At 62.6% G+C, this 19,994-nt stretch carries 15 protein-coding genes; 10 read left to right on the top strand and 5 right to left on the bottom strand.

Going from position 1 to position 19,994, the window contains the following annotated elements; translation table 11 throughout:
• Positions 1-8: 8 nt before the first annotated feature.
• Positions 9-797, bottom strand: a complete 789-nt coding sequence (locus BUS12_RS16720) for a COG4705 family protein (RefSeq protein ID WP_074296744.1) — start codon at positions 795-797, stop codon at positions 9-11.
• A 114-nt stretch (positions 798-911) separates the two neighbouring features.
• Here BUS12_RS16720 and BUS12_RS16715 point away from each other — a divergent pair, with 114 nt between their 5' ends.
• Complete coding sequence (locus BUS12_RS16715) at positions 912-1,574, top strand: response regulator (protein WP_074297609.1); 663 nt, start codon at positions 912-914, stop codon at positions 1,572-1,574.
• Positions 1,571-2,905 (top strand): sensor histidine kinase, encoded by a 1,335-nt coding sequence (locus BUS12_RS16710; RefSeq protein WP_074296742.1) that lies wholly within the window; start codon positions 1,571-1,573, stop codon positions 2,903-2,905. Before BUS12_RS16715 ends, BUS12_RS16710 begins: the two co-directional genes overlap by 4 nt.
• Before the next feature lie 38 nt (positions 2,906-2,943).
• On the opposite strand, the gene BUS12_RS16705 is transcribed toward BUS12_RS16710, so the two are convergent.
• Both BUS12_RS16705 and BUS12_RS16700 read right to left on the bottom strand, forming a co-directional pair.
• Positions 2,944-4,332 carry a heavy metal sensor histidine kinase gene (locus BUS12_RS16705; RefSeq protein WP_074296740.1) on the bottom strand — a complete coding sequence of 463 codons (1,389 nt, stop codon included), beginning with the start codon at positions 4,330-4,332 and terminating at the stop codon, positions 2,944-2,946.
• On the bottom strand, positions 4,332-5,006 hold the full coding sequence (locus tag BUS12_RS16700) for a heavy metal response regulator transcription factor (protein WP_074296738.1): 675 nt from the start codon (positions 5,004-5,006) through the stop codon (positions 4,332-4,334). Before BUS12_RS16700 ends, BUS12_RS16705 begins: the two co-directional genes overlap by 1 nt.
• Before the next feature lie 195 nt (positions 5,007-5,201).
• Between BUS12_RS16700 and BUS12_RS16695 the strand changes: the two genes are divergently transcribed.
• The 6 genes from BUS12_RS16695 (at position 5,202) to hpnI (ending at position 14,685) form a co-directional block, all read left to right on the top strand.
• On the top strand, positions 5,202-8,432 hold the full coding sequence (locus BUS12_RS16695) for an efflux RND transporter permease subunit (RefSeq protein WP_074296737.1): 3,231 nt from the start codon (positions 5,202-5,204) through the stop codon (positions 8,430-8,432).
• 92 nt (positions 8,433-8,524) lie between these two features.
• Entirely contained in the window at positions 8,525-9,769 is a 1,245-nt protein-coding gene (locus BUS12_RS16690) for an efflux RND transporter periplasmic adaptor subunit (RefSeq protein WP_083640426.1), read from the top strand.
• On the top strand, positions 9,766-11,286 hold the full coding sequence (locus BUS12_RS16685; protein WP_143788341.1) for an efflux transporter outer membrane subunit: 1,521 nt from the start codon (positions 9,766-9,768) through the stop codon (positions 11,284-11,286). Before BUS12_RS16690 ends, BUS12_RS16685 begins: the two co-directional genes overlap by 4 nt.
• A gap of 256 nt (positions 11,287-11,542) precedes the next feature.
• A complete protein-coding gene (locus tag BUS12_RS16680; protein ID WP_074296735.1) occupies positions 11,543-11,893 on the top strand; it encodes a hypothetical protein in 351 nt (116 codons plus the stop codon).
• Positions 11,894-12,020: 127 nt separating this feature from the next.
• On the top strand, positions 12,021-13,442 hold the full coding sequence (hpnJ, locus tag BUS12_RS16675) for a hopanoid biosynthesis associated radical SAM protein HpnJ (protein ID WP_074296733.1): 1,422 nt from the start codon (positions 12,021-12,023) through the stop codon (positions 13,440-13,442).
• A 7-nt stretch (positions 13,443-13,449) separates the two neighbouring features.
• Positions 13,450-14,685, top strand: coding sequence for a bacteriohopanetetrol glucosamine biosynthesis glycosyltransferase HpnI (hpnI, locus tag BUS12_RS16670; RefSeq protein ID WP_083640424.1), 1,236 nt, complete (start codon positions 13,450-13,452; stop codon positions 14,683-14,685).
• Between the two features lie 68 nt (positions 14,686-14,753).
• Here hpnI and BUS12_RS16665 read toward each other — a convergent pair whose 3' ends face one another.
• Positions 14,754-16,115, bottom strand: coding sequence for a sensor histidine kinase (locus BUS12_RS16665; protein WP_171991648.1), 1,362 nt, complete (start codon positions 16,113-16,115; stop codon positions 14,754-14,756).
• Positions 16,102-16,785, bottom strand: a complete 684-nt coding sequence (locus BUS12_RS16660; RefSeq protein WP_074296732.1) for a response regulator transcription factor — start codon at positions 16,783-16,785, stop codon at positions 16,102-16,104. The genes BUS12_RS16665 and BUS12_RS16660 overlap by 14 nt, the downstream gene beginning before the upstream one ends.
• Positions 16,786-17,117: 332 nt before the next feature.
• Here BUS12_RS16660 and BUS12_RS16655 point away from each other — a divergent pair, with 332 nt between their 5' ends.
• Both BUS12_RS16655 and BUS12_RS16650 read left to right on the top strand, forming a co-directional pair.
• Positions 17,118-19,289: a TonB-dependent receptor gene (locus BUS12_RS16655; RefSeq protein ID WP_074296730.1), complete on the top strand. Its 2,172-nt coding sequence runs from the start codon at positions 17,118-17,120 to the stop codon at positions 19,287-19,289.
• Positions 19,290-19,302: 13 nt separating this feature from the next.
• Positions 19,303-19,992 carry a MotA/TolQ/ExbB proton channel family protein gene (locus BUS12_RS16650; RefSeq protein WP_074296727.1) on the top strand — a complete coding sequence of 230 codons (690 nt, stop codon included), beginning with the start codon at positions 19,303-19,305 and terminating at the stop codon, positions 19,990-19,992.
• Positions 19,993-19,994 lie beyond the last annotated feature (2 nt).

Below are 19,994 nucleotides of genomic sequence, written 5' to 3'. Positions count from 1 at the left end.
GTGCCGGGTCACACTGCCGGATCGCGCCGAGCGGATCGCTGTGGAATCAGCACGACGCAAACTACGATTACCGCCAGCAGGATTGCGGATGCATATAACCGGCTAATCTGCAGGCCACCCTGCGCCGCGGGTTTATCGAGGAAGTCGCCCAACGTCGCGCCGAGCGGACGCGTCAGAACGAACGCTGACCAGAAGAGCGCCGTGCGGGACACGCGCGTCCAGAAATATAGCGCGGCCACGACGACGAGGCCTGCGCCGAAAAGCATGGCGCCGTATTCGTAGCCGATGCCGAGACCGCCGCGGTCCTCACCCGCCACCCAGTCTCCAAGCGCCGTTCCGAGCGTCTGCGAGAACAGGATGGTGATCCAGTAAAACCATTCGGCCTTGCCTGTGACGATGCTTTCGACCGACACCGTTCCCTCCGATCGATACCATATCGCCAGACTGACGATCAACAACGCCATGACGATGGCGGCGCCGCCAGGATAGCCGACACCTAGCGAGCGATCGGCGAAGTCAGCCAGGGTCGTGCCCAGCGTCGTCGTGGCGACAATGGTGGCCCAGTACAGGAAGCGATGAAACGCTCGTGCCTGCACCTGTGCGCAAACGAGGCCGATGAACAATACGAGGAAGATTGCCGAGCCGACCAGGTAGCCAAGGTTCAGCGACATCGAGACCCAGTCGCCGCCGGTTTCGCCCAGCGTGGTGGCCGCCACCTTGATGGCCCAGAAGCCGAGCGTGACTTCGGGGACTTTGCTGACAGCGTGCCTGACCAGGCTTGCCGTGTGTGGTTTCATATCGCACTCCTCTATGGAAGGGGGATGATATTGAACGAACGCTTAGGCGAGGCTTAAGGGACGGTTAAGCCCGAATGCGCGACAATGGCATCCGGCGACAACGCGGGGGGCGCAATGCGTCTGCTTCTGGTAGAAGACGATGAAATGATTGCGGAGACCGTGCTCGAATCGATGCGGCGCGAAGGCTACGCAATCGACTGGGCACAAGACGGACGGGCCGCGGAGCTATCGCTCGGCAACGGCGTCTATGACCTTGTCCTGCTGGACCTTGGCCTGCCCGGCAAAGACGGCGTCGATTTGCTCAGTGGCTATCGCAGGCAAGGCGGTGCGGCTCCGGTCATCATCCTGACCGCGCGCGACGCGGTGAACGACCGGGTTCGCGGTCTGGATGCCGGCGCGGACGACTACCTGATCAAGCCGTTCGATCTCGACGAACTCGCAGCCCGAGCACGAGCCCTGTTGCGGCGGCGCACCGGACAGAAGCAGCCGGTCTATACGCATGGCAAACTGTCGCTCGATCCCGCGGCCCATGAAGTGACCAAAGACAGCGTGCTGATCGCGCTCGTGCCGCGCGAGTTCGCCTTGCTGCAGGCGCTGATCGAAGAGCCTGCGCGCGTGTTCACCCGGGCTGAGCTGGAGGACAAGTTGTACGGATGGGGCGAGGAAGTGGGCAGCAATACGATCGAGGTGCACGTGCACAGCCTGCGGCGCAAGATCGGCGCAGACCAGATCGCGACGGTGCGCGGCGTCGGCTATCGTCTGAAGAGGCTTGGATGAAGTCCATCCGCCGCTGGCTGCTCGGCTGGCTCATTTGCGGTCTTGCCGCCGCCTCCGGCATTGCCGCCCTGGCGATCTTTCATACGGCTCGCGAAGAAGCGGGTGAACTGTTCGACTACGAACTGCGTACCGTCGCCTTGTCGCTGCCTCTGAATGTCGAAGCGGCGGAAACGGTCGAAAGGGAGGACGAACGGGTCGGCGGCATTTCGGACGACCGGATCCTCATCGAGATCTGGGACAAGACGGGGACGCTCGTTTATCACTCACGGCAGTCGGCTGTACTCGGACGTTTGCCGGCCGGCATCCGCACCATCGAACGGAGTGAGGATCATTGGCGCGTATTCGGCCTGCAGCAGTCGGATCGCTTCGTCCAGGTCGCGCAGCCGGTATCGGTACGGGAAGACCTGGCCATACAACTGGCGTTGCACACGTTGTGGCCGCTGGGCGTGTTCGTGCCCGTGACGATCCTGCTGGTGCTGCTCGTGGTGGCGCGCGGCCTTGCGCCGGTCGGCGGGTTGTCGCGTTTGCTCGCCACGCGTTCGCTCGAGTCGCTCGACGCGCTGCGTCTGGATGGCAACGTGCCCATCGAGATCCGGCCGCTGGTTGTGGCAGTGAACGATCTGCTGGCCCGTCTGAGCGTCGCCACGCACACACAGCGCACGTTTATCGCCGACGCGGCTCACGAACTTCGTTCGCCGCTGGCCGCGCTGAAACTGCAGTTGCAGGCGGCTGCGAAAAACGGCACGTTAAAGGACGATGGCCAGACACTCGAGCGGATCGACATGCGGCTCAACCGCATCATCCGGCTCGTCCAGCAACTCCTGACCCTTGCACGCGAGGATGCGCAACCTGCCATCGAAGCGACGTTCGTCAGTTTGCGGAGACTGGGCGAGCAGGCCGTCAGCGATTTCTCGCTGCTCGCGGACGAGAAGCAGATTGACCTGGGCCTCGAGTTCCGGCAACCGGTCACGCAAGAGGACACCTGCAACGTGCTGGCGGATCCGCACGGGCTGGACGTGCTGCTGAATAACCTGATCGACAACGCGATCCGCTACACGCCGCAAGGCGGCAAGGTCGACGTGGTGCTGACCCGCACGGCAGGCCGCCTCGGCTTCGAAGTGGTGGACAACGGACCGGGCATTCCTGAGGCCGAGCTCGAACGGGTCCTCGACCGCTTCTATCGCGGCGAACATACCAAGGGGACGGGGAGCGGACTGGGGCTCGCCATTGCCGCGCGCATTGCGCAGCGGCAACGACTGGCCCTCTCATTGCGCAATAACACCGACGCGAGAGGCCTGACCGTTTCAGTGAGCGGATTTGGCTCGCACTAGTCTCTCGTTCGGTTGACGCTACCCATCTCCATCCCCATTCAGCGTAGCGGGAAGTGCAGATGGAACTGCGTGGCTGCCGTGTCGCTCTCGGCGGTTGCGCTGCCGCCGTGCAGCTCCATGATGGTCCGCACGATGGCAAGTCCGAGTCCGGTCGAACCGGACGAATTGCTGCGCGATTCGTCGACGCGGTAGAAGCGGTCGAAGAGCCGGCCAAGATGTTCCGGCGCAATCGGCGTGCCGGGATTGGCGACCGTGACGGTCATTCCCGTTGGCGTCTCGCTTGCCGTGAGCGTTACCGTGTCGCCGCGCGGCGTATAACGCAGCGCGTTCGCCAGCAGATTGCTGACGGCGCGGCGGAACAGATCGAGATCGGCGTGCAACTCGCCGCTCGCCGTCACCTGCAGCGCAATGCCGGCATCGTCTGCGATGCCTTCGAAATAATCGGCCACGCGCAACAGTTCGTCGCGCACCGGGAAATCCACAGCCGTTGTCATGTACTGCGGATTGTCGGCGCGGGCGAGAAACAGCACGTTTTCCACCATGCGCGAGAGCCGCTCGCACTCTTCGACGTTCGACACCAGCAGGGCCTGATATTCGTCGGTCGAGCGCAGGCGGGCGAGCGCTACCTCGCTCGCCCCGCGCATGTTGCCGAGCGGCGTGCGCAGGTCGTGTGCGAGGTCGGCGGTGAATTGCGAGAGCCGCTGGAAGCCGAGGTCGAGGCGCGCGAGCATCGAATTCAGCGCGTCGATCAGCGCCTCCAGTTCGCGCGGCACGTTGCCCGAGGGCAGACGGGTATCGAGTTTCCCTACCGTCACGCGCGCGGCGCCTCGGGCAATATCATGCAATGGGCGAAGCGAGGCGCGTACCGCCAGATAGCCAAGCGTAGCCGCCGCGATCAGCGCCGCCAGCGTGGTCAGCATGACGGTGTAGCGGTAGCGCGCGAGCATGGCCTCACGGTCGCTCATCTCCCGTCCGACCACCGCGTCGACCACCGAACCATCGGCCAGCGCAATATCCGTGGAGATACCGCGCATCGTCAGGCCGTTGGCGGTATGCCATTCCTGGACGTCGTGCGGGAAGATCCGGTTTGTCGGCTTCACTTTCTGCAGATCGCCAATCGCAAAGTGCGAAGGATTGCGCTCGAGCAGGACGTGACCGTTCGAATCCTGCACTCTCAGAAAGAAGGCCTGATTGCCGATCACAAGGCTATCGAGCCGGGACTCATGAAGCGTAATGCCTTGCGGCGAATCCAGCTCGCTTGTCAGGCGCCTCAACCGCTGGGCCGTCAGCACCATGTCGAAGTCGTCCTGGGTGCGGATCTGCTGGGCCAGCGCCCGGTACAACACGCCTCCGCCGACCCCGAACACCAGCACCGTGATCAGCGCAAACGAGGCAGCGAGCCGGGCTGTCAACGAGATACGTTTCATCACGCGTCCTTCACTTCGAGCACGTAACCGACGCCGCGCACGGTATGCACCAGCTTCACCGCATAGTTGTCGTCGATCTTCGAGCGCAGCCGCCGGATCGCCACGTCGACGACGTTGGTGTCGCTATCGAAGTTCATGTCCCACACATACGAGGCGATTTGCGTGCGGCTCAGTACTTCGCCGCTGCGCCGCGCCAGCAGATGCAGCAGCGCGAACTCGCGCGGCGTGAGGTCGATGCGTTGGCCCGCGCGCCGCACTTTCCGCTGGCTTGCGTTGATCTCGAGGTCGCCGATCGTCAGCGTGTCGCTTTCCCGGGACTGCCCGCGCCGCGCCAGCGTACGCACCCGGGCGAGCAACTCGACGAAGGCGAACGGTTTGATCAGATAGTCGTCGGCACCCAGTTCGAGGCCGCGCACGCGGTCTTCGATCTCGTCGCGCGCCGTCAGAAACAGCACTGGCGTGTCCTTGCGTCCGCGTAGCTGCTGCAGCACCTGCCAGCCGTCCATGCCCGGCAGCATCACGTCGAGCACGATCACGTCGTGAGATTCTTCCAGCGCGAGGTGCAGGCCGTCGACACCGTTGCGCGCCACGTCCACTACAAAGCCCGACTCCTCGAGCCCCTTCTTGAGGTAGTCGCCGGCCTTCGGTTCGTCTTCGATTACGAGCACCTTCATCGCAGTCGCCTTTCGGATTGATTTGCCATGGATTCGTCCTGGGTTTGCCCTGCGCGTGTACCCCGCAGACGCCTTCGATGATACCCGCGCAACGCCCCGCGGTTCATTACGGCTTTGTCATCCAGGGGCAATCTCGACGCAAACGGGGACTCCCTAGACTGCGGCTATTGCATCCCTTCAGGCGCCGCTTTCATCATGTGGATCGTCAAAGTCGCTCTTCGCCGCCCCTACACGTTTATTGTGCTGGCGCTGCTGCTTGTGATCATCGGCCCGCTGATGATCATGCGTACACCTGTCGATATCTTCCCGAATATCAACATCCCCGTCATCAGCGTGGTGTGGAGTTACAACGGGATGTCGTCGGAGGATATGGCGCACCGCATCATCGCGCCTTATGAACGCGCGCTGACCTCGGACGTCGGCGATATCGAGCACATCGAATCGCAGTCGCTCAATGGCGTCGCCGTCGTCAAGGTCTTCTTTCACCCTGGCGCGGACATCACGCGGGCGGAGACGGAAGCGTCGGTGAGCGCCCAGTCGTTGCTACGCATCATGCCCCCAGGCACGCTGCCGCCGATGGTGCTGACGTTCAACGCGTCGACCGTGCCGATCATGGAACTGGCGCTGTCGAGCAAGACGCTGCCGGAACAGACGCTTTACGACCTCGGCAACAACTTTATCCGCACGCAGCTGGCGACGGTGCAGGGCGCGGCCGTGCCGATTCCATACGGCGGCAAGGTCCGGCAGATCATGGTCGACATCGATCCGCAGGCCATGCAGGCCAAGCACCTGACGCCGACCGACGTGGTCAACGCCGTCAACGCGCAGAATCTGGTGCTGCCGGGCGGTACGGCGAAGATCGGCACCTTCGAATACAACGTGAACATGAACGGCGCGGCGACGTCGGTGGCGGAACTCAACGCGCTGCCGATCCGCACGCAACCCGACGGCACCGTGACCTATGTGCACGACGTCGCAACCGTGCGCGACGGCTTTGCGCCCCAGACCAACATCGTGCGCCATGACGGCCAGCGTGCCGCTCTGCTCGAGGTGGAAAAGAGCGGCAATGTCTCGACGCTCGACATCATCGCCAACATCAAGGCGCTGTTGCCGCGGATTCGTTCGCAGATGCCGACCGCGCTCAATATCCAGACCGTCACGGACGAGTCGGTCTTCGTCAAGTCGGCGGTGCAGGGTGTGGTGCGGGAAGGTTTGATCGCGGCGGGCCTGACGGCGGCGATGATCCTGCTGTTTCTCGGCAGCTGGCGCGCGACGCTGATCATCGCGATCTCGATTCCGCTCGCGATGATCTCGTCGCTGATCCTGCTGTCGGTGCTCGGCCAGACGATCAATATCATGACGCTCGGCGGTTTGGCGCTCGCGGTTGGGATTCTGGTGGACGACGCAACCGTTGCGATCGAAAACATGACGCATCACATCGAGCAGGGGCAGCCGTTATTGCAGGCGATCCTCGAAGGCTCCGGCGAGATCGCCGTGCCGACCTTGATCTCGACGCTTTCCATCTGCATTGTCTTCGTGCCGATGATGTTGCTGTCCGGCGTTGCCCGCTATCTGTTCACGCCGCTTGCCGAAGCCGTGGTGTTCGCGATGCTCGCGTCGTATTTCCTGTCGCGTACGCTTGTACCGACGCTGGCGATGTATCTGCTGCGCGGCGCGCACAAGACGGGTGAAGAGGGCGGCGAGGACGCACGGCCGCTGAACCGCTTCCAGCGTTTCCAGCAGGGCTTCGAGCGTGGCTTCGAAGGGCTGCGCAGCCGTTACCAGCGGGTGCTTGAAGCGGCGCTGGCCGCGCCGCGCCGCTTCGCGGCCGGCTTCCTGATTGTCTGCATCGGCTCGTTGACGCTGGTGCCGTTCCTTGGCCGCGACTTCTTCCCGCAGATCGATTCAGGGCAGATCCGTCTGCATATGCGCGCCAAGACCGGCACGCGAATCGAACAGACCGCGCGCCTTGCCGACGAAATCGAGAACAGCATCCGTACGGTGATTCCGGCCGACCAGTTGATGACCATCGTCGACAACATCGGTCTGCCGACCAGCGGTATCAACCTGTCGTATAGCAGTTCCGCTCCGATCGGGACCGCCGATGCAGACATCCTGATCACGCTGAACGCGAAACACAGCCCGACCGTGCAGTACGTGAAGAAGCTGCGTCAGATGCTCGGCGAGAAATTCCCGGCGGTGACGTTCTCGTTCCTGCCCGCGGACATGGTGAGCCAGATTCTCAACTTCGGGCTGCCGGCGCCGATCGACATCCAGGTGGTCGGCAATAACCTGGACGACGACCGCACGTTCGCGGACAACCTGCAGGCAAAACTGCACGGCGTCGAGGGTCTCGTCGACCTGCGCATCCAGCAGCCGGCCGATCAACCGGAGATTGCGATCAACGTGGACCGCACCAAAGCGCTGCTGGCGGGCCTGCGGCAGCAGGACGTCGCGCAAAGCCTGCTGATCGCACTGTCCGGCAGTTCGCAAACGTCGCCGAACTTCTGGCTCAATCCGCAGAACGGCGTGAGCTATCCGGTGATGACGGAGGTTCCGCAGTACGACATCAATTCGCTGCAGACGCTGGCCAATATTCCGCTCTCCGCGACGTTCACGCCGGGCACCGGCGGCTCGGGCAGCAACGCAGGCGGCGTCAACGGGATTCTCGGCGCGATGGGCACATTTACGCGCACGACGCAGCAGGCGGTCGTCACGCACTACAACGTGCAGCCGGTGATCGATATCTACGGCTCGGTGCAAGGACGCGATCTGGGCGGCGTCGCGACGGACGTGACGCGCATCGTCGATGCCGCGAAGGCTAACTTGCCGCGTGGCGCACGAGTGGTGATCCGCGGCCAGGTCGACACCATGCAGAGTTCGTTCAACGGCCTCGCGATGGGCATTGGCTTCGCCGTGCTGCTCGTGTACCTGCTGATGGTGATCAATTTCCAGTCGTGGATCGATCCGCTCGTGATCATCTGCGGTCTGCCGGGCGCCATGGCCGGCATCGCGTGGATGCTGTTCGTAACCAACACGACACTGAGCGTGCCCGCTTTGACCGGCGCCATGATGTGTATCGGCGTGGCGACGGCCAACAGCATTCTCGTCGTGAGCTTTGCGCGCGAACGGCTGGCGCAAGGCATGGAGCCGCTGCAGGCCGCGCTGGCGGCGGGCGTGGGCCGCTTCCGTCCGGTGCTGATGACGGCGCTCGCGATGATGATCGGCATGGTGCCGATGGCGCTCGGCATGGGCGACGGCGGCGAGCAGAACGCGCCGCTGGGACGAGCGGTGATCGGTGGTCTGATGATCGGCACGGTCGCGACGCTGATGTTCCTGCCGGTGGTGTTCTCGGTGGTGCATGCGTGGCTGGCCAAACGTAGTCCGCACGGTATGACGCAGGCCGAACTCGACATTCTGAAGTGAACGGCGCCGCGCCTCGCCCGGTCCCGGAGCGGGGCCGCCTTGTGCCTGGCAACCCTAACCTGATCTGATTCGAATTGACCGGAGTACGCCGCATGTCCAACCAACCTCCCAAGTCCGCGCCGGAGCATCCGTCGCAGACCGCGCCACAGACTCAACCGCCCGCGCAACGCCCGCGCGGCGTTCTGCGGGTTGCCCTGATCGTAGCGGTTGTCGCGGCGGCGCTTGGCGCCGGTATCGTGCCGCGGCTCGACGCGCGTGCCGCGCTGCTGCAGCAGACCGAGGCACTGGCCGTGCCGACCGTGCAGGTCACGCTACCCACGGTCGCGCCGCCCGACCAGGCGCTGGTGTTGCCGGGCAATATCGAGGCGTATCAGCAGACGCCGATTTTCGCGCGTACCAACGGCTATCTGAAGGCCTGGTACGCCGATATCGGCACGCATGTGAAAGCCGGGCAATTGCTGGCCATCATCGACGCGCCCGAAGTGGACGCCGCGCTGCGTCAGGCACGTGCAGATGCGCAGCAGGCGCAGGCGAACGATCAGTTAGCCCAGGTGACGTCGACACGCTGGCAGCAACTGGTGCAGACACACGCGGTCTCGCAGCAGGACACCGACATGAAACAGAGCGACGCGCAGGCGAAACATGCGGCGCTTCTCGCGGCGCAAGCGAATGTGGCGCGCCTTGCGCAGATGCAGTCGTATGAGAAGGTCTATGCGCCGTTCGAGGGTGTGGTCACGGCGCGAAACATCGACGTCGGCGCGTTGATCGATGCGGGCAGCGCGGGTGGTCCGGCCAAAGAGATGTTCGATCTGGCCCAGACCAGCGTGTTGCGCGTATACGCCGATGTGCCGCAGAACTACGCCGGCACGCAACTGGACGGCACGTCGGCGTGCCTCGAGGTTGCGCAGATCCCCGGACGCTGCCTGCCGGGAACCGTCGCGCGCAACACGGGCGCGATCAATCCGACGACGCGCACGCTGCGCATCGAAGTCGACGTGCCGAACGCGGCCGACGCGGTGCTGCCGGGATCGTATGGACAGGTGCGGCTGTCGCTGAAAACCGCTCAACCGGGCTTGTCGTTGCCGGTGAATGCGCTGCTGTACCGGCCTGAAGGGGTGCAGGTTGCCACCGTCGATGCGCAACAGAAGGTGCTGCTCAAGACGATCAAGCTGGGCCGGGACTTCGGTACGCGCATCGAAGTGGCCGCGGGCCTCGTCGCGACCGACAAGGTGATCCTCAATCCGTCCGACTCGATTACTAATGGACAGCCCGTGCGGGTTTCGTCCCCTGGCAGCGCCTCGGCGACAAAAGCGAACGGAGCAGGGGGCCAGTCATGAAGCTGCGGCTTGTTCACGTGACGCCGCTGCGCAGCGCGCGCGCGCGGCTGCTTGGTGCGCTTTGCGCGGCGAGTGTGTTCGGTCTCGCGGGCTGCTCGATCGGTCCGGACTATGTGCGACCCTCGGTGGCCGTGCCCGCGGCTTTCAAGGAGAACGGCGGCCTGTCCTCGACAGATAGCGGCGCACTGTCGACAACGGCGGGCAAAGCGGCCGTGTCGTCTTCGCCTGCTACACCTGGCTGGACCCACGCCGCGCCTGCCGACACCGAATCGCGCGGCGCATGGTGGACGCGCTTTAACGACCCGCAACTGACGGCACTCGAAGCGCGCGTCAGCGTCTCGAACCAGACGATCCAGAAGGCCGTCGCTCAGCTTCAGGAGGCGCGTGCGATGGTCGAGTCCGCCCACGCCGCGTATCTGCCGACCGTCGGCGTGACGACCGATGCGACCAGCCTGCACGATTCGGCGAACGTGATCGGTCATCAGCAGACGGCCGGCAAGTCGTTCGGCGATTATGCGGTCGCACTCGACGCGAGCTGGGAGCCGGATCTGTGGGGCAGAATCGCGCACGAAAACGACGCCGCACGCGCCGGCGCACAGGCGAGCGCGGCCGATCTCGAGAGCGTGCGCCTTGGCGTGCATGCCGAGCTGGCGGTCGACTACTTCAATCTGCGCGGACTCGATGCCTCCAAACGCTTGCTTGATCAGACGATTACAGATTACCGACAGTCGCTCGATCTCACCAAAAGCCGTTTCGCGGTCGGCGTGTCGTCGCAGGCGGACGTGAGCCAGGCCGAGACGCAACTGCAGGTCACCGAAGCGCAGGATATCGACCTGGGCGTGGCCCGTGCGCAATACGAGCACGCGATTGCCACGCTGACCGGCGTGCCCGCGTCGACGTTCAGCTTGCCGCCGGCCACGGCGGATTTCGTACCGCCCGCGATTCCAGTGGGGCTGCCTTCCGAACTCTTGCAACGCCGGCCCGATATCGCCGCCGCGGAGCGACGCGTGGCAGCGGCCAATGACCAGATCGGCATTGCCCAGTCCGCGTTTTTTCCCGACCTTGTTTTGTCTGCCACCGGTGGGTTCGAAAGTTCGACCTTGACGAACTGGCTCACTGCACCGTCGCGCATGTGGGCGGTAGGACCGGCATTGGTGGGCACCCTGTTCGACGGCGGCCGCCGCCGCGCGATGACCGAGAAGGCTCAGGCGCAATACGATGCCAGCGCGGCCGATTATCGCGAAACCGTGCTGACGGCCTTTCAGGAAGTGGAAGACAACCTGGCGTCGCTGCGTATCTTGCGTGAGGAGGCCAGCAAGCAGAATGAAGCGGTGGCGTCAGCGCAAAAGACCCTGCAGCTTGCATTGGACCAGTACCGGATCGGCACCGTGGACTACCTGGAGGTGGTCACCGCACAAAGCACGGCATTGACGGACGAGCGCACTGCCGTCGACCTGGAGCGCCGGCAGATCGACGCAAGCGTTTTGCTCGTCAAGGCACTGGGAGGCGTGTGGTGATTCGGGGCTGTCGCCAGTCAGATCGTCATCTTTGCCAGGGACAATTCGCACTGTACTGCATGGGTGTTATGTCGTTGAAAGTATGGCGCCTTTTCGCTTAAGGTTCCCATCAGGTTTCGCCGCTACTATCGACTCACAACGCATGGACGTATAGACGCGCTTTAAAACCAGAAGACGTGCATCGGCTTATCGATCGCTACAAGGAAAATGAAAGCGCGTTCGATATTTCCGCCCATCCGTATCGACGAACCGCGCCATGAAACCATCCACAATCAACATGCTACGGGCCTATCTCCTGACAGCGTCGCTTGCTGCCATCGTGATAGACGTAGCGGCGCTTTTGGCAATCGGCCTGTTCGGTGTGCCTGAAGATGTGTTTACGTCGACGACCTTCCGGCTAGTCGCTGTGGCGGTCATCGTGTGCTTCGTACTGGTCACAAGACACGTGGCGCGCGCCGCATTTGTCTCAGCCCTGTCCCAACGCTACGCCACCTTCAGCGCAGCACATGCCAATGCCATCGAGATATCGCCAGTGTGTCCGGTGCGCATGCTTGTGGTTCTCCATCTCCGGTTCAATCGCACGGCCATCGAGTGGGCCGCGTGCTAACGGCAGCAGGTTTTGCGCCGGCCGCGCGTAATGCCGCGCGAGGTCCGGCGCGCTGTCATGTCATCGCAAACCCATTCTTTCGATTACCTGATTATCAGATTTCAAGCATCTTGCCGGAGCATCATTCATGAAAACGCTGTTTTTGCAGGCCCCGTCGTATGACGGTTTCGATGGCGGCGCGGGTTCGCGCTATCAGGCGAAGCGCGAGATCCGCTCGTTCTGGTATCCCACCTGGCTCGCGCAGCCGGCGGCACTCGTGCCGGATAGCCGCGTACTCGATGCGCCGGCGGATGGCTTGTCGGTCGCAGCCTCGCTCAAGATTGCGCAGCAGTACGAGCTTGTGATCATCCACACCAGCACGCCGTCGTTTCCCACTGACGCGATGTTTGCGCAGGACCTCAAGCAGCTCAAACCGTCGGTGATGATCGGCATGGTGGGTGCGAAGGTCGCCGTGGATCCGCACAACTCGCTGACCGCGAGCGAGGCGATCGATTTCGTCTGCCGTGAAGAATTCGATTTCACCTGCCAGGAAGTGGCCGCGGGCAAACCGCTCGCGCAGATCCAGGGCTTGAGCTATCGCGCAGCGGACGGCTCGATCGAACACAACGAGGCGCGCCCGATCCTCGAGAACATGGACGAGCTGCCCTTCGTCGCACCGGTCTACAAGCGCGACCTGAAGATTGAAAACTACTTCATCGGTTACCTGAAGCATCCGTATGTATCGATCTACACGGGTCGCGGCTGCCATTCGAAGTGCACGTTCTGCCTGTGGCCGCAGACGGTAGGCGGGCACCGCTACCGCACGCGCTCGGTGGAGAATGTACTGGAAGAAGTGAAGTGGATCCGCGACAACATGCCTGAGGTCAAGGAGATCATGTTCGACGACGACACCTTCACCGACTTCAAGCCGCGCGTCGAAGAAATCGCACGCGGTCTCGGCAAGCTGGGCGTGACGTGGTCCTGCAACGCGAAAGCGAACGTGCCGTATTCGACACTGAAGATCATGAAGGAAAACGGCCTGCGCCTGCTGCTGGTGGGCTACGAGTCGGGCGACGACCAGATCCTGCTGAACATCAAGAAGGGTCTGCGCACGGACATCGCCCGGCGCTTCAGCGAGGACTGCCGCAAGCTGGACATCAAGATTCACGGCACGTTTATCCTGGGGCTGCCGGGCGAGACGCAGGAGACGATCGAAAAGACGATTGAGTACGCCAAGGAAATCAATCCGCACACGATCCAGGTGTCGCTGGCGGCGCCGTATCCGGGCACGACGCTCTACAACCAGGCGGTGGAGAACGGCTGGCTGCAGGAGAACAAGGTGATCAATCTCGTCAGCAAGGAAGGTGTGCAACTGGCGGCGATCGGTTATCCGCATCTGTCGCGCGAAGAGATCTATCACCACGTCGAGAGTTTCTACAAGCGCTTCTATTTCCGGCCCTCGAAGATCTGGGAGATCGTGCGCGAGATGCTCATGAGCTGGGACATGATGAAGCGGCGTCTGCGCGAAGGCGTCGAGTTCTTCCGCTTCCTGCGCGCTCACGAAGCGTGATGCGCCAATGAAGTCTCTGGTATGGCTCGCCTGCCTGATCGGTCTGCTGCTCGCAAGTGGACTGATCGCAGTTGAAAGTCATGTGCAAGGGAAGCATCTTATCCTCGTCGCGCTTGCTTATCTGTGCGGTACAGGCGCGGCATTCGGCATCGTCTATACGGCGCTCGCCGGCGCGTTGATCGGGCGTTTCTTCTCCCGTCCCCCGTCGGAGCCCAGCAGCTATCCGCCGGTCACGATCGTCAAGCCGCTGCACGGCGACGAGTGGACCCTGCTCAGCAACCTGGCGAGCTTTTGCCAGCAGGACTATCCGGGCCCACTGCAATTCCTGTTCGGCGTGCACGACTCGGAAGATCCGGCGTTGCACACGGTTGAACAGTTGCGTCTGCTGCATCCTGATGCGCATATCACGGTAGTGGCCGATGCACGTCTGTATGGACCCAACCGCAAGATGAGCAACATCCTCAACATGTTGCCCGAGGCGCAGCATGACGTGCTGGTGTTCGCGGACAGCGACGTGAGCGTGGGGCCGGATTATCTGCGCAACGTGATCGGCGAGTTGCAGAAACCCGGCGTGGGTCTTGTCACCTGTGTCTATCGCGGCCAGCCCGATCCGGGGTTCTGGCCGCGGCTGTCGGCCAAGGCGACCAATTACCAGTTTCTGCCGGGCGTCGTGACGGGGTTGGCATTGGGGATGGCGCGGCCGTGCTTTGGGCAGACCATTGCGATGCGGCGCGAAACGCTCGAGAAGATCGGCGGCTTCGCGCAGTTCGTGCATCACCTGGCGGAGGATCATGCGATCGGCGAAGCGGTGCGCATGATCGGCGAGAAGGTGGTGATACCGCCGTTCACGGTGTCGCACGCGTGCGTCGAGACCAGCGCCACCAAGCTGATTGCGCACGAATTGCGCTGGAGCCGGACCATCCGCACGATCGATCCGGTCGGCCATTTCGGCTCGGTATTGACGCATCCGCTCGCTTTCGCATTGCTTGCTGCCGCATTCTCGGGCGGTGCGCCGTGGGCATGGCCGCTCGTGGCGGTGGCGCTGCTCGCGCGACTGGCGTTGAAGGTACAGTCGGATCACGCGCTGGGGCAAGCGTATAGCGACTTATGGCTGCTGCCGCTGTGGGATATCGTGTCGTTTCTGATCTTCGTGGCGAGTTTCTTCTCGACGCGAGTGATCTGGCGAGGCTTCAGCTTCAAGGTGGACGGCGACGGCTTGCTGTCGCCGGTTCAGGACGAGTAGGGCAACGAAGATGCTATCCAAAGACCGCGCACGCCCGCTCCGGCCGCGTGCGCGGATTTCCGCGGCAGTCACGCTCCTTTGAAGCGCAATACCATTTTGCAGCCTGGCTGATTGTCGTGTATTTCCACGTCGGCGTCGTGCACGCGCGCAATGGCCGCAACCAGGCTCAAGCCGAGGCCGTGTCCGGCCGGCGCATGGGCCTGTTGATTCGGACTGCGATAAAACGGCCGCAAGACCGCCTCGCGCTCACCCGCCTCGATGCCGGGCCCCGAATCTGCGACAGACACAATGGGTTCCCCCGCTTCCGTCGTGGCTTCGAGCGTAATCATGCCGCCACGCGGAGTGAACTTGAGCGCGTTATCCAGCAGGTTTTCGACCGCGCCGAACAGCAGGTCTACGTCGCCCGTCACCTGAACGGGCTCGTGCCCAAGCACGGTCACTGACAAACCACGGTCATCCGCAACCGGTTCGTAGAGATCCACGACATCGCGCAAGACCGTGCTGAGCGAAACCTCGCCAAAGCTGGCGCGCCGCCCGTCGGCTTCGATTTCGGCGATTCTGAGCAGTGCGGTGAAGCGGTTCAGCACGATGTCCGATTGCACGATGGCCGCTTCGACGGCGGTCTGGTAATCGTCCACACTGGCCGAACGGCGTCGCGCCCGTTCCAGGCCTGCGCGCAGATGCGTCATCGGCGTGCGGAGGTCGTGCGCGATGCCGGCACACACGCCCCGCACTTCGGCCACGAGCCGCTCTATCTCGTCGAGCATCGTATTGACGATCTCGGCAAGGCGATCCAGATCGTGATGCGTGCCTCGGGTCGGCAGGCGCCGGTTTAGCTGGCCCGCCATGATCTCGCGCCCGGTCACGCTGATGGCCCGGATGCGACGGTTCGACATCGCGTTCAGCGCCGCTCCGCATCCCACAGCAAGGATGATCGTCAACATCAGACCCACGCAGAGCATCTTCACCAGGGTCCGGTCGAAGTCGATGATTTCGTCGATCGAATGCCCCACCACGATGCGCAAGCCGCTCTGGGTCGGCACGATGATGCCGCGAAAATGCGCGTCGATGGCGCGATGGCCGTCTTGCATGACCTGCGTGTAGTAGAACGGTTTGCGGTGCCGGGCAACCGGCAGCGTATGAATATTTCCCGCAAGCCATGTGCCGTCGGCGTCGAACACGCCATAGGGTCTGCTGCTCGCAACATCGCGCCGGCTGAGCGCCGCGATGTCGGCAATCGCCTCCGCGCGGCCAATTGAGTGGAACTCGGCGACCTCTCCCAGCAGCCGCTCGTCGACCTCGTGCAGCAGATAGCTGTGCGTCACCCAGTAAAGCAGGGTGAACAGGACGATAGCCGAACTGATAAACACCGCCAGCAGCCACGTGACGCTGCTGAAGTGCATGCGCGTCTGGCGCTTATTCGCCTGCATGGAGGATATAGCCGACATTTCGAACCGTGTGGATCATCACAGAGAGCCGGCCATTCAGACTGACCTTGCGGCGCAACTGTCCGATATGCATATCGATCACGTTGGTCTGCGCGTTGAAGTGGTAATTCCAGACGGACTCGAACAGCATCGCCCGCGTGACCGGCTGTCCGGCGTGACGCATCATGTATTCGAGCAACTGATACTCGCGCGGCTTGAGCTCGATGACCTCGCCTGCACGCTCGACGTGATGGGTGCTGGTATCGAGGACGAGATCGCCTACGCTTAGTGCGGAGGCTTCGACAGGCGACGAGCGGCGGCGTAGCAACGCATTCAGCCGAGCGGTGAGTTCAAGACTGTCGAATGGTTTGGTCAGATAGTCGTCTCCGCCGGCACGCAGGCCCCGCACGCGCTCGTCGACCGCCGAAAGCGCGCTCAGGATCAACACCGGGGTTTGCTTGCCGACATTGCGCAAGGTGGAGAGGATCGACAGACCGTCGACATCCGGCAGCATGCGGTCCAGCACCACTGCATCGAAATCGCCTTCTAGCGCGCGCAGCAAGCCAGTGTGGCCGCGCGCGACGCTCTCGACGGCAAAGCCATAGTCCTCGAGCGCCGCAGTGACTTCGAGCCGTGTGGGGTCGTCGTCTTCGACAACCAGGATGCGAGGCATGGGGCCCGGCTGGCGGAGGATCGATGCTTCACTTTCCAAGAGGACGTAGTTCCATTAGATGACGCGTCGTTGGGATGCATGCGCAGCGTCGTTGCGGTGTCGCCTGGCATCGGGTGTAGGTTCGCGGGCCTCGACGTCTGGCCGCGAAGCGTGCCATGAGTATGTGGCTGTTTCATGACTCGATCTGCGACGCGCCACTTGTCGGCAATCCGTAATAAGAACTTTAACTTCGTAATTTACCCATCACCGGGCATTAATGCGTGGTCTATAGCATCCGGCCTTGTCTGACTCACTGCCCCACCGCCCCATTCAAAAACAAGGATGCATGAACCATGCAACGGGTACGTTCAAAGTTCAATCAGAAACCGCTGACGCAATTCGTTCTTGCGACGCTGTGCGCCGCCGGAGCGCAGGTCTCGCATGCGCAGGCAACTGGCGATCTCGGCTCGGTGCAAAGCACGGCCGTGTCGTCTTCCGATAACAGCGCGCCTGCCGCAAAGAATGCAGAGTCGGCGCCGGCCCAGGCGCCTTCCCAGGGTTCGCTGACGGCCAGCGAGCCGAAATCGGTCATCAGCCAGCACTACATCCAGAACAGCACGGCGCCCACCTCGAACTACAGCGATATCGTCCAGATCGCGCCTAGCGTGTCGAACATCGACCCGAACGGATCCGGTTTGATGGAGTCGCAAAGCCTCTCCATTCGTGGGTTTCAGGACGGTCAGTACAACGTGACATTCGACGGCATTCCGTTTGGCGACTCCAACGACTTCACCCACCACTCGACCTCGTTCTTCTCGAACCAGGTGCTGGGCAGCATCAATATCGACCGCGGTCCGGGCGACGCCTCGCAGATCGGTTTCGCCACCTTTGGCGGCACGATTGGGCTGGAGTCGAAGGATCCTTCGCTCACGCCGTCGTTTTCGGTGCTGGGTTCATACGGTAGCTGGAACACGTGGATTACCGGCGCGGAACTGAATACGGGCGACATGCAGCAGTGGGGCGACGCCCGCGCGATGGTGGGCTACACGCAGACGGGCAGCGACGGCTACCTGACGGATTCTGCGCAACGTCGTCAGAACGTCTACTTCAAGCTCGAGAAGCCGATTGGCGACAATACGTTAATCACCGTCTTCGCCACCTACAACAATATTCACCAGAACGTGCCGCTCGGCGCAACCGCCGCACAGATTCAGGCCTATGGTCCGAACTTCGGTCTGAACGACAATCCGGCGAGTCAGGCGTTCTCCGGCTACAACGTCGACCTGATCAACACGGACTTCGAGTACATCGACGTTCAGACGAAGGTCGCTCAATGGGTCATCAATAACAAGCTGTACACCTACGGCTACTACCACAACGGCTTTAACGGACTCGATCCGAACGGCGAAACGCCGAACGGCACCAGCCTCGGTGCGAACGATGTGCCGGGTCAGGAGATGAACAACAACTACCGCGCATGGGGCGACGTGCTCACGGCCGAACGGAAGATCGGACCGGGCACGCTGCAAATGGGGGCGTGGATCACGCACCAGTCCAACTTCCGCGACAACTTCAATGTCGACGATTCGTTGAACTTTGCGTTCCTGTCGCAGAACTTCACGATGACCGATACGTTGCTGACGTTCGAGCCTTACCTGCAGTACGCGCTGCAACTCCCCTACGGCCTGACGGTGACGCCGGGTGTGAAGTATGTGTCGTTCAATCGCGATATCGATTCGCCGATGAACCAGAAATCGGGCGATCCGCTCGACTATGGCCATACGTGGACGAAGGTGCTGCCCTCGCTCACGGTCCACGAACAGATTGCTTCCGACTGGAGCGCGTACATCCAGTATGCGCAGGGCTTTCTGGCGCCTAACCTGAATGTGTTCTACGTGCAGAACCCGTCGGTGTCGGGGCAGCCCGATCCGGAGCAAACGGATAACTACCAGATTGGCACAACCTTCAAAACCAACCGTTTGACGGTTTCAGCGGACCTGTACTACATCAACTTCCGCAACGCGGTGACGAGCCGCACGGTGGGCGACAACACGATCTTCACGAATGCCGGCGGCGCGGTGTACAAGGGTTTCGAGTCCGAAGCCACCTTCTCGCTCGGCTACGGTTTCAGCCTCTACGCCAATCTGACGTTCAACTCGGCCAAGCAGAAGAGTACCGGCGACTGGATGCCGAACGCGCCGCAGCAAACCGCTGCAGCCGGCGTGCTCTACGAACACGGCCCGCTCAACGGCTCGCTGATCACGAAGTTTGTGGGCCACCAGTTTGGCGACACCGGCGACACGCAGCCGATTGGCGGCTTTGCGGTGACCAACTTCTCGGCCGCCTACACGATCAAGAGCCTCGCGCCGTGGCTGCATAACACGCGCATCGGCTTCCAGATCGACAACCTGTTCAACCGCACCAGTATCGACGCGCTAGCAGGCTATACCGCTGCCGACAACACGCCGCTGTACTGGACCATCCCGGGCCGTGCCTTCATCGGCACCTTGTCCACCGACTTCTAACCGGAGCTTTCCCATGACCGTCGATACCCTGCTGCACCTCGCGAACAATTCGGGCGGCGTTCTGTACGTGATTGCCGCCATGCTGTTCGTCGCCTTGACGATCATCATCGAACGTTGCTGGTTTCTGCAGCGTGCCGCCGGCAGCAGCCGCGCGGCGCTCGAGCAGCTCGACAGACTCGACACGTTCAATGCGGCGACGCTGACCGCCTGCGCCGAGCAGTTTCACGCGCTGCCGATGGCGACGCTGTTCGCCACCGCCGGACGTCTTGCCGGACAGGCCTCGCGCGAAGAGCTCGATGCGTGCCTGGAGGAAGCCATCATGCGCGAAGCGCCGCGCATCGACCGCTTTCTCTGGGTGCTCGACACCATCGTCACACTTGCGCCGCTGCTCGGTCTGTTCGGCACGATCGTCGGCATGTTCAACGCGTTTCAGGTGCTGTCGAACCCAGGCAATGCGCCGACCCAGGTGACGGGCGGCGTGGCCGAGGCGCTGATCGCGACAGCGTCGGGGCTGTTCGTGGCGATGATCGGTCTGGTGTTCTTCAACGGCTTGCACAATCGCGTGCGGGGTGTCGTGCATCAGATGGAGACTGTGAAGGCCGCGCTCGTCAACCGTCTCGTTGGGACGTCGCACGAAGGCTCAAAAGCCGTGCGCGAGGCACCGCGTGCAGTGGTCGGAAAACTTGCGTCGCAGGGAGCGTGACG

Origin of the sequence: Paraburkholderia phenazinium, from assembly GCF_900142845.1 — a bacterium.
GTDB classification, from domain to species: Bacteria; Pseudomonadota; Gammaproteobacteria; order Burkholderiales; family Burkholderiaceae; genus Paraburkholderia; species Paraburkholderia phenazinium_A.
This window is presented reverse-complemented; position numbering and strand designations above follow the sequence as displayed.